At 59.6% G+C, this 10,124-nt stretch carries 9 protein-coding genes; 6 read left to right on the top strand and 3 right to left on the bottom strand.

Annotation, left to right across the window (positions count from 1 at the left end):
- On the top strand, window positions 1-340 hold a 340-nt coding region (locus tag CKW18_RS23685), incomplete at its 5' end, for a transposase (protein ID WP_141233123.1).
- 278 nt (window positions 341-618) lie between these two features.
- On the opposite strand, the gene acnB is transcribed toward CKW18_RS23685, so the two are convergent.
- A complete protein-coding gene (acnB, locus tag CKW18_RS23680) occupies window positions 619-3,228 on the bottom strand; it encodes a bifunctional aconitate hydratase 2/2-methylisocitrate dehydratase (RefSeq protein WP_095191012.1) in 2,610 nt (869 codons plus the stop codon).
- A 466-nt stretch (window positions 3,229-3,694) separates the two neighbouring features.
- Here acnB and CKW18_RS23675 point away from each other — a divergent pair, with 466 nt between their 5' ends.
- Entirely contained in the window at window positions 3,695-4,165 is a 471-nt protein-coding gene (locus CKW18_RS23675; protein ID WP_095191011.1) for a DUF1289 domain-containing protein, read from the top strand.
- A 112-nt stretch (window positions 4,166-4,277) separates the two neighbouring features.
- On the opposite strand, the gene CKW18_RS23670 is transcribed toward CKW18_RS23675, so the two are convergent.
- Window positions 4,278-5,141, bottom strand: a complete 864-nt coding sequence (locus tag CKW18_RS23670) for a universal stress protein (RefSeq protein WP_095191010.1) — start codon at window positions 5,139-5,141, stop codon at window positions 4,278-4,280.
- Between the two features lie 159 nt (window positions 5,142-5,300).
- On the opposite strand from CKW18_RS23670, the gene CKW18_RS23665 reads away from it, so the two are divergent.
- The 3 genes from CKW18_RS23665 (at window position 5,301) to CKW18_RS23655 (ending at window position 8,139) form a co-directional block, all read left to right on the top strand.
- The gene (locus tag CKW18_RS23665) at window positions 5,301-5,909 is read left to right on the top strand and encodes a tRNA-(ms[2]io[6]A)-hydroxylase (protein WP_095191009.1); all 609 of its coding nucleotides are present in this window, start codon (window positions 5,301-5,303) and stop codon (window positions 5,907-5,909) included.
- A gap of 235 nt (window positions 5,910-6,144) precedes the next feature.
- On the top strand, window positions 6,145-6,852 hold the full coding sequence (locus CKW18_RS23660; RefSeq protein ID WP_095191008.1) for a response regulator: 708 nt from the start codon (window positions 6,145-6,147) through the stop codon (window positions 6,850-6,852).
- Window positions 6,853-8,139 (top strand): ATP-binding protein, encoded by a 1,287-nt coding sequence (locus CKW18_RS23655; RefSeq protein WP_095191007.1) that lies wholly within the window; start codon window positions 6,853-6,855, stop codon window positions 8,137-8,139. It abuts the gene before it with no gap.
- Between the two features lie 111 nt (window positions 8,140-8,250).
- Here the strand turns inward: CKW18_RS23655 and CKW18_RS23650 are convergent, their stop codons facing one another.
- Complete coding sequence (locus CKW18_RS23650; protein WP_095191006.1) at window positions 8,251-9,048, bottom strand: MipA/OmpV family protein; 798 nt, start codon at window positions 9,046-9,048, stop codon at window positions 8,251-8,253.
- Between the two features lie 183 nt (window positions 9,049-9,231).
- Between CKW18_RS23650 and CKW18_RS23645 the strand changes: the two genes are divergently transcribed.
- Window positions 9,232-10,116 carry a LysR substrate-binding domain-containing protein gene (locus CKW18_RS23645; RefSeq protein ID WP_095191005.1) on the top strand — a complete coding sequence of 295 codons (885 nt, stop codon included), beginning with the start codon at window positions 9,232-9,234 and terminating at the stop codon, window positions 10,114-10,116.
- Window positions 10,117-10,124 lie beyond the last annotated feature (8 nt).

Raw genomic sequence — 10,124 nt, 5'->3', positions numbered from 1 at the left:
GGATTTGCTGGCGGCCAACCAAGCGTTGATGACGGTCTACTTGATGAAAGCTGAACTCAAAACGCTCTGGACGCCAAGTACCGCCTGGGGCTGGAGATCAGCCTGGAAGCAATGGCTGCGCCACGCTGATGAAAGCGCGATACCGGCTCTGATCCTGTTCGCCAAACGGCTAAAGGGTTACTGGCGGGGAATCGTCAGCCGGGTTCGCTGGCCGATGCACACGGGGCAGTTGGAAGGCATAAACAATCGAATAAAGGTTATCAAACGGATGGCATACGGTTACCGGGATAGCGAATTCTTTTTCATGAAAATCAAGAGCGTCTTTCCCGGTAATCCGTGAAGAACCTTTTTTTTGCCTGCATGGCGACCATCCCTTGTAGGCGTGAGCCTGCTCGCGATAGCGGTGGCCCTTCAGACGTGAAGTCACTGACACGCCGCCATCGCTGGCAAGCCAGCTCCCACAGTGTTTTGTGTAATGCCCAGCATTGGCAAACACCCGTGCCCCCAGTGGGAGCTGGCTTGCCAGCGATGAGGCCAGAGCAGGCATCAACAATTCAACAGGCATAAAAAAACGCCGCTCATCTCACGATGGGCGGCGTTTTTTATTGCGTTGTAGCGTTAGGCTTGAACGACCGGGATGTTGGCGTTCGCAGCAGCTTCACGGAACTCGGCAATCTGGTCGAAGGACAGGTAGCGGTAGATATCGGCCGCCATGCTGTCGATCTTGCCAGCGTATTCCATGTACTCCTCGACGGTCGGCAGGCGACCCAGGATCGAAGCAACCGACGCCAGCTCAGCCGAAGCCAGGTAGACGTTCGCGCCGTCGCCCAGACGGTTGGGGAAGTTACGGGTCGACGTCGAGACCACGGTGCTGTTCGGCTCAACGCGTGCCTGGTTACCCATGCACAGCGAGCAGCCTGGCATTTCCATGCGTGCGCCAGCCTTGCCGTAGATGCCGTAGTAGCCTTCTTCGGTCAGTTGGTGAGCGTCCATTTTGGTCGGCGGCGACAGCCACAGACGGGTAGGCAGCTGACCCTTGACCTGATCCAGCAGCTTACCGGCAGCGCGGAAGTGACCGATGTTGGTCATGCACGAACCGATGAACACTTCGTCGATCTTCTCGCCAGCAACGCTGGACAGCAGACGGGCGTCGTCCGGGTCGTTCGGCGCGCACAGTACAGGCTCGCTGATGTCGGCCAGATCGATTTCGATGACTTCGGCGTATTCGGCGTCGGTATCGGCTTCCATCAGCTCAGGGTTGGCAACCCAGGCTTCCATCGCTTGAGCGCGACGTTCCAGGGTACGTGCATCGCCGTAGCCTTCGCCGATCATCCAGCGCAGCAGGGTGATGTTGGAGTTCAGGTACTCGGTGATCGACTCTTTCGACAGCTTGATGGTGCAACCGGCAGCCGAACGTTCGGCCGAGGCGTCGGACAGTTCGAACGCCTGTTCCAGGGTCAGACCTTCCAGACCTTCGATTTCCAGGATGCGGCCGGAGAAGGCGTTTTTCTTGCCTTTCTTCTCGACGGTCAGCAGACCGTTCTGGATAGCGAAGTAAGGAATGGCATGAACCAGGTCACGCAGGGTGATGCCAGGTTTCATTTTGCCTTTGAAACGCACCAGGATCGATTCCGGCATGTCCAGCGGCATGACGCCGGTGGCCGCAGCAAACGCAACCAGACCGGAACCGGCCGGGAACGAGATGCCCATCGGGAAACGGGTGTGCGAGTCACCGCCGGTACCGACGGTGTCTGGCAGCAGCATGCGGTTCAGCCACGAGTGGATGATGCCGTCGCCCGGACGCAGGGAAACGCCGCCGCGGGTCATGATGAAGTCAGGCAGGGTGTGGTGGGTGGTCACGTCGATCGGCTTTGGATAGGCCGCGGTGTGGCAGAACGACTGCATCACCAGATCAGCGGAGAAGCCCAGGCACGCCAGGTCTTTCAGTTCGTCACGGGTCATTGGACCGGTGGTGTCCTGAGAACCCACGGTGGTCATCTTCGGTTCGCAGTAGGTGCCAGGACGAACGCCTTGGCCTTCTGCCAGACCGCAAGCCTTGCCGACCATTTTCTGCGCCAGAGTGAAACCCTTGGTGCTTTCAGCCGGGGCTTCCGGCTTCTTGAACAGGTCGAACGCTGGCAGACCCAATTCGGCGCGAGCCTTCTCGGTCAGGCCACGGCCGATGATCAGCGGGATACGACCGCCGGCACGGACTTCGTCCAACAGCACAGGGGTCTTCATTTCGAAGGTGGTGATGACTTCGTCGGTACCGTGCTTGCAGACTTTGCCTGCGTGCGGGTACAGGTCGATCACGTCGCCCATGTTCATGTTGGTAACGTCGAACTCGATTGGCAGTGCGCCGGCATCTTCCATGGTGTTGTAGAAGATCGGAGCGATTTTGCTGCCGAAGCAGAAACCGCCAGCGCGCTTGTTCGGCACGTAAGGGATGTCGTCGCCGAAGAACCACAGTACCGAGTTGGTCGCGGATTTACGCGAAGAACCGGTACCGACCACGTCACCGACGTAGGCGATCGGGAAGCCTTGACCGCGCATTTCTTCGATCTGCTTCATCGGGCCGGTTTTGCCTTGCTCGTCCGGCACGATGCCGTCACGGGCCATTTTCAGCATGGCCAGGGCGTGCAGCGGGATGTCAGGGCGCGACCAGGCGTCTGGGGCAGGGGACAGGTCGTCGGTGTTGGTTTCGCCGGTGACCTTGAAAACGCGCAGGCTGATTTTGTCTTCCAGCACCGGGCGCTTCTTGAACCACTCGCCGTCAGCCCAGGATTGCAGCACGGCTTTGGCGTGAACGTTGCCGTTCTTGGCTTTTTCTGCGACGTCGTGGAAGGCATCGAACATCAGCAGGGTGTGCTTGAGTTCTTCGGCAGCCACTGGCGCCAGCTCGGCGTCGTCCAGCAGTTCAACCAGGGTCACGATGTTGTAGCCGCCCTGCATGGTGCCGAGCAGTTCTACAGCGCGTTTTTTGTCCAGCAGAGGAGAGGAGACTTCGCCTTTGGCCAGAGCCGACAGGAAACCGGCTTTGACGTAAGCGGCTTCGTCCACGCCAGGTGGTACGCGATTGGTGATCAGGTCAACGAGGAAAGCTTCTTCGCCAGCCGGAGGATTCTTCAGCAGCTCGACCAGGCCTGCAGTTTGTTCGGCGTTAAGCGGCTGGGGAACGATACCCAGTGCTGCGCGCTCTTCGATATGTTTGCGGTAGGCTTCAAGCACAGTTATTACCCTCATCAGTGGTCCCAAATGGCTGTCCGGGACGCTCGTCGCGAAATGCTCGTACTCATGCGCTGCACGGCGTTGTGGGCCGCTTAGCCAGAATTACCGGGCATTCCTTACAGAAGCTGCTTTCAAAGTTTTACGCCTGCAGAACGGGGAGCTGATGAGGGTTGGCGCAGAGCTTTTCCCCGCTGGAAAAACCCTTCGCCAACACCGCTCTGAAGGAGGACTGTGCTCGTGACGCTTTGAAAACAGCTTCTAACGGACATTGGCGCCTTAAAAGGCTGGCTGATTCTACGGCAAAAAAAATTTAAAGGTAAGTCGCGCTCTATTGGACTTTGGTGGCGTTGCGCGTGGCCCTGCCAAACACCGGGCAAGCGCTTGCCCCTGACGTTTGAGGGGTGATCAATGCCGGACAAAGGGCTAACATGCCGACCTGTTCCGCGTTTCAGTGTTTTGCCAATTTATGCCCAATCAGACCATCAAGACCCCCTGCGTCGGCCTCTGCTCCACTGTTTACGGAGATCTGGTGTGCCGTGGCTGCAAGCGTTTCCACCACGAAGTGATCCATTGGAATGGTTACGGCGAGGAGGAAAAACGCGCGGTGTGGTTGCGCCTGGAGCAATTGCTGTCACAAGTGATGGCGGGCAAGGTCGAGATTTTCGATTCGGTGCGTCTGCGCCAGCAACTGGAACAGCGCAAGATCCGCTTCGTGCCGCATCAGTCGGAATATTGCTGGGCCTATCAGCTGATTGCCCGTGGGGCACGGGTGATCATTAATCTGGAAGCCTACGGGATGGTCTTGCTGCCGGAGTTTCGTGACTGGAACCTGCCGGAGTTGCGCGATGCCATTGATCGGGAATTCTTCCTGCTGTCGGAAGCGCATTACCAGCGCTACATCGCCCCCGGATTCCTCAAAGACGCCTTCGGCGCCTAGAAGCTTCGCGAGCAGGCTCGCTCCCACAGGGAAATGCATTCCTGCAGGAGACCGCATTTCAGATGTGGGAGCGAGCCTGCTCGCGAAGGCGCCGGTTCAGGCGCCGCAATCCTTAATGCTTCACCGCCAACTCGACCAGATGATCCTCCACCTCCTGCGGTTTGAGCACCAGTACATCGCTTTCCAGTGAGTCCAGCACGACTTCAGCGGTATTGCCGATCAACGCCCCTGACAATCCGGTCCGCGCCACGGTGCCAATCACGGTCACTGCCGCTTGCAGTTTGTGCGCCATGAACGGAATCAATACATCCGCCGGGCCTTCCTCGATGTGCAGATGCGCATCATCGACATCGAACTCGGCCTGAAACGCCCGACATTGCTCGCGATAACGCGCCTCAATGGTTTCACTGAGCTGCAGCGTCGGGTCGGCTGCCGAGAGCATGGGCGACGGATGCGCGCTGATCACATGCAAATGCCCCTTGGCCAGGCTGGCGATGTCGTAGCCGTGATCAATGATCGTGGTGTGCAAATGCCGGTGTTCGCCATCGACATTGCCGACATCGACCGCCGCGAGGATCACTCGATCTTTCCACGGCGCGCTGGTTTTCACCAACAGCACCGGGGTAGGGCAGTGGCGCAACAGTTTCCAGTCTGCCGGGGTCAGCAGGGCTTTTTTCAGCGTACTGTCGGGGAAATGCTGCTTGATCACCAGCCCACAGCCTTCGGCCTGCTGCACATCGACGATGGTTTCGTGCAGGCTCTCGTTCCACGCCTGTTCGGTGGTCACGCTGTAACCGTCCGCCAGCAACGCGGTTTTGAGCACGCCGAGCATGCCGGCGTGGTCGTGCTTCTTGTCGCACACCAGCAGGTGCAGATGGGCCTGGGTCACGCCAGCGATCAACTTGGCGCGCTTGAGCGCCAGGCTTTCCGAATGTTCGGGTTCGATGACCACCAGAATGCTGCGAATGGCTTGCATGAGCGGAGTCTCCAGCGAAGAAAAGGCACGGCGTTGCACAACTATAGTTGCTGCTCGAACACCTGCGACTTGATGCATATCAACGCCTGCCGCTGGTGGTCTGCGGACAGGCCGGTATAATCGGCGCCCTTCGCTCGAACACCTTTTACCGTGAGCCCCATGATCCTTCCCGAAATCCACGAATTCCTTGGCTGCCGCACACCCGACGCTTGGGTACAGGCGGCATTGGCCGATCAGGAAACCCTGCTGATCGACCACAAGAACTGCGAGTTCAAGGCCGCCAGCACCGCACTGAGCCTGATTGCCAAGTACCATTCCCACGTCGACCTGATCAACATGATGTCGCGCCTGGCCCGGGAAGAACTGGTGCACCACGAACAAGTCATGCGCATCATGAAACGTCGCAAGATCGAACTGCGCCAGTTGCATGCTGGCCGTTACGCCTCGGGCCTGCGCAAAGTGGTACGCAGCCACGAGCCGGTGAAACTGGTGGATACGCTGGTGGTCGGGGCGTTTATCGAAGCGCGCAGTTGCGAGCGGTTCGAAGCACTGGTGCCGCATTTGGACGAAGAACTCGGCAAGTTCTACTTCGGCTTGCTGAAAAGCGAGGCGCGGCATTTTCAGGGTTACCTGAAGCTGGCTTATCAGTATGGTGACGCCAAAGACATCGCCCAGGTCATCGACAAAGTCCGCGCCGCCGAGCAGGAACTGATCGAGTCGCCCGACGAAGAATTCCGTTTCCATAGCGGCGTCCCCGTCGCTGCCTAATCCCTGTAGGCGCTGCCGCAGGCTGCGATCTTTTGATCTTGCTTCTGAAAATCAAAATCAAAAGAGGCGCAGCCTGCGGCAGCTCGTGCACGGGAATTGTTAAAAACTCTTAAGAGCATGAAACATCACTTGAAACCGGCCCCAGCGGCCGGTTTTTGCTGCCTGCGATAAACGCCCCGGCAGCGATTGCCGCCATAATGTCGCCCACTTCACATAGGGTCGACAGATGGTCGTTATGGATAACCTGGGTTTTGGCAAAGTCCTGCTGGTGGAAGATGATGAGCGCCTCGCCGCGTTGATCGCGCACTTCCTCGAACAACACGGCTATGAGGTGCGCACGGTGCATCGCGGCGATCTGGCCGTGGCCGCTTTTGTGGAATTCAAACCCAAGGTCGTGGTGCTCGATCTGATGCTGCCGGGGCAGAGCGGTCTGCACGTATGCCGTGAGATTCGTAGCGTGTCGGACACGCCGATTGTCATCCTGACGGCCAAGGAAGATGACCTCGACCATATTCTCGGTCTGGAGTCTGGCGCCGATGACTACGTAATCAAACCGATCAAACCACCGGTGCTGCTGGCCCGGTTGCGCGCCCTGCAGCGGCGGCAGGTGCCGGACAGTGGCGTGGTGCATTTTCTCGAATTCGGCCAGTTGAGTATCGACCGCAGTTGCCGAGAAGTGCGCCTGGCCGGTGAGCTGATCGAAATGACCACTATGGAGTTCGAGCTGCTGTGGCTGCTGGCCAGTGCCGCCGGTCATACCCTGTCGCGCGATGACATCCTCAATCGTATGCGCGGGATTGCCTTCGATGGGCTTAATCGCAGCGTCGACGTGTACATCAGCAAGTTACGCAACAAACTCAAGGACAATCCCCGTGAGCCGGTGTGCATCAAAACCGTATGGGGCAAGGGCTATCTGTTCAATCCGTTTGCGTGGGAGCTGTAGATGCTGCGGTTATTTCTCGGGCTGTTTCTGGTGATGACGGTGGGGCTGGTGTTGGCCCTGCAAACGGTCGAGCGCACGTTCGACGCGTTGCTCGATTATCAGATGGAGGATTACAACCGCGAGGCGGTGCGCGGGCAAGCGTGGACGCTGGGCGAGCAATTACGTGGCCTCGACGCTGCGTCACGAGAAAAACAACTTGAGATCATTCGCCCGCACTACGGTTTGGGGCTGACGCTGGTTGACGCTGATCAACTGGGCTTGAGCGACAAGGAAAAAGCCGAACTTGCTCAAGGGTTGCTGGTGATCCGCGACAAGTACACTCGCTACATCAGCGCGATTGACGGCGGCTCGCAATTGCTCAGTATCCGGCTTCCCGCCGAGCCCAGCCTGATGCCGTTTTACATTGCAGCAGCGTATCTGATGATCGCGGTGATGATTGGGTTTGTCCTGTTCTTCTGGGTGCGTCCGCACTGGCGCGATCTGGAGAAATTGCGTCTGGCCGCCGAGCGCTTCGGCGACAACGACCTGTCCGTGCGCATTCAGTTGTCGAAACGCTCGAACATCCGTGATCTGGCCGAACACTTCAACCTGATGGCGGCGCGCATCGAGAGTCTGATCGCCAATCAGCGCGAACTGACTAATGCCGTGTCCCACGAACTGCGCACGCCGATTGCGCGGCTGTCGTTCGAGCTCGATCAGCTCAAGCAGCAACCGGACGCCAGCCAGAGCCGCGAACTGATTGCCGACATGTACGCCGACCTTGGCGAGCTGGAAGAAATGGTCTCCGAACTGCTGACCTACGCCAGCCTTGAACGCGGCGCGACGGTGATCAAGCGCGAGAATATTCAAGCGGCCAATTGGCTGGACAGCGTGGTCGGCAGCGTGGCGCTGGAAGCGGAGGCGGCGGGGGTGCAGTTGTTGATTGGCGAGTGCCGGCTCGACACCGTGCGCATTGAGCCGCGCTTCATGGCGCGGGCGGTGATCAATCTGCTGCGCAATGCCATTCGGTATGCCGAGCAGCGGGTGGAAGTGACGCTGGTGCGTACGGGGGATTTCTACGAAGTGCAGGTCAACGACGATGGGCCGGGGGTGCCAGTCCATGGTCGGGAGAAGATTTTTGAGCCGTTTTCACGGCTGGACGCGAGTCGGGATCGGCGCACCGGTGGGTTTGGCCTGGGCCTGGCGCTGGTGCGGCGGGTTTCGCAGTCCCATGGCGGGCAAGTGGAGGTCGGTGATTCGCCTTGGGGTGGGGCGTCGTTTCGCATGACCTGGGCGCATCTGGATTGATCATCGTTGTCAGTTCCGGCGCTTTCGCGAGCAAGCCCGCTCCCACAGAGGAACGCAATCAAATGTGGGAGCGGGCTTGCTCGCGAAGGGGCCGTCAGATACACCGAACAGTCAGAAGGTGTAGGCCACCTGCCCAACCACTGAAGTCTGCAACCTGCGCTCGACAATCGGACTGTCCGCGGCCTCATGGCTCAGATACTGCGCCGCCAGCACGGACGACACGCTCCAGCGTTCATCAATCGGCAATGTCCAGGTCAAATCCGCGCCGCGACCAATCAATCCGCCTTTAGGCGCATACGCGCGAAACTGGCTGCGTGACGCCTGCGCGGTACTGACGCCGTACCAGGTACGCAGGTAATCGCTGTCGCCGAACTGGCTGTTGAGCCCGCCGATCACCTTGCCGAAACGGCCTTCATACAGCGGCAGGTTGATGCTCAGTTTCAAGCGATTCCACGATGACCCGGTGTCGTGGTTGTCGCCGTCCTTTTCCAGCGCATGCTCGAAGCTTGCACCGAGAATGATCGGCCCCATGTGATAACTGCCGTCGACGCCCAGCACCGGACGTGACTTGATCGAGCCCATGCCGTTCAGCTCGTCAGAACCCTTGAAGCCGGTCTTGCGATCCTTGCGCACATCGCTGGCGCCGATATACACGCTGAGGCCGAAATCGTCTTCGTCGAAGCCCCAGCCCAGGCCACGGAGGCTGTCGAGAAAAAAGCCTTGTGGGCTGACCACTTCCACGCCGACCAGCGGCGCCGTCACGCGCTCATCGCTGCCGCTATAGCGCGGTGCATTGACCGCGCCACCGCGCAGGGTTGCGTGCCAGTCTTCGGCGCGCAGTGAATCAGCCGGCAGCAGCAGGCAAAGGGAAGTCAGCGACAGTGAGAATGTACGTAGCGAAACTGGCATGGGGCACCCGAGGGGAATGTGAATGCGCCCATGCTAGGCAGGTGTTGACCGACAATCTTTGCCAGCTTTGTCGGGAAACTGTCAAAGACTGTGAAGCGGCTAACGCGTCAGGCCCAGACGTTCATGCCACTGGACGCCCACCGCCAGCCCGGTCAGCATGTCCGGCAAAAAGGGATGCCCCTCATGCGTAAACTCCCCTCACTGGCCGCTTTGCGAACCTTCGAATGCGCTGCCCGCCACGCCCATTTCGGCCGGGCCGCGGCCGAACTGTGCGTCACTGACAGCGCCGTCAGCCACCAGATCCGTCAGCTCGAAGAGCAGCTCGGGGTGTCGCTGTTCATCCGCGAAGGCCGGCAGATTCGTCCGACCATCGCCGCCGGCCGCTTGATGCAGAGCCTGCAACAGGCTTTCGAACTGATCGGCGATGCCTGTGACGAGCTGCGCGATCCCTCCTCGCTGGCCGTGTTGCGCCTGGCGGTCACCGCAGAGCTGGCGCAAAAGTGGTTGATGAACCGCCTCACTGACTTCTACGTGCGTTATCCGCACATCACCCTGCATCTCTATGAACAGCCGATCGACGCCAGCGCGCCGGGTGAAGACATTGACCTGGCGATCACCTACGGCACCGGCCCGGTGGACAGCAGCGCCTACTTCGTCAGGCCATTGCCGGATTTGCAGTTTTTCCCGGTGTGCAGCCCCGGTCTGTTCAACCAAGGCAATCTGAAAACCCCGAAGGATCTGGTCCGCCATTGCCTGCTGCACGACGATCAGGACGGCAAGACCTGGACCGCGTGGCTGACCAGCCATGCCGGTGATCAACGCCCGCAACGCCAGTTGTATTTCGCCCACGCAGGTCTTGCGCTGGAAGCGGCGGCGCAGGGCCAGGGCGTGGCGATGGGCGACAACCTCACCGCCCAGGAAGATTTGCAGAACGGGCGACTGGTGCGGCCGTTTACCGCCAGCATGACCGCGCTGGGCCAGTACGCGCTGGTCTGCGAACGGCTGCGCCTGGAGCGCCCCGCCGTGGCGCAGATGCTCGAATGGTTCAACGAACAACTGGCCGATTGATGAGTTGA

Source organism: Pseudomonas sp. Irchel 3E19 (genome assembly GCF_900187585.1).
GTDB lineage: Bacteria > Pseudomonadota > Gammaproteobacteria > Pseudomonadales > Pseudomonadaceae > Aquipseudomonas > Aquipseudomonas baetica.
This window is presented reverse-complemented; position numbering and strand designations above follow the sequence as displayed.

Excerpts from the sequence above, each read along its gene's own strand:
- CKW18_RS23660 (WP_095191008.1), top strand. The coding sequence starts at position 6,145 with ATGGATAACCTGGGTTTTGGCAAAGTCCTGCTGGTGGAAGATGATGAG.
- CKW18_RS23655 (WP_095191007.1), top strand. The coding sequence starts at position 6,853 with ATGCTGCGGTTATTTCTCGGGCTGTTTCTGGTGATGACGGTGGGGCTG.
- CKW18_RS23645 (WP_095191005.1), top strand. The coding sequence starts at position 9,232 with ATGCGTAAACTCCCCTCACTGGCCGCTTTGCGAACCTTCGAATGCGCT.
- CKW18_RS23670 (WP_095191010.1), bottom strand. The coding sequence starts at position 5,141 with ATGCAAGCCATTCGCAGCATTCTGGTGGTCATCGAACCCGAACATTCG.
- CKW18_RS23665 (WP_095191009.1), top strand. The coding sequence starts at position 5,301 with ATGATCCTTCCCGAAATCCACGAATTCCTTGGCTGCCGCACACCCGAC.
- CKW18_RS23650 (WP_095191006.1), bottom strand. The coding sequence starts at position 9,048 with ATGCCAGTTTCGCTACGTACATTCTCACTGTCGCTGACTTCCCTTTGC.
- CKW18_RS23675 (WP_095191011.1), top strand. The coding sequence starts at position 3,695 with ATGCCCAATCAGACCATCAAGACCCCCTGCGTCGGCCTCTGCTCCACT.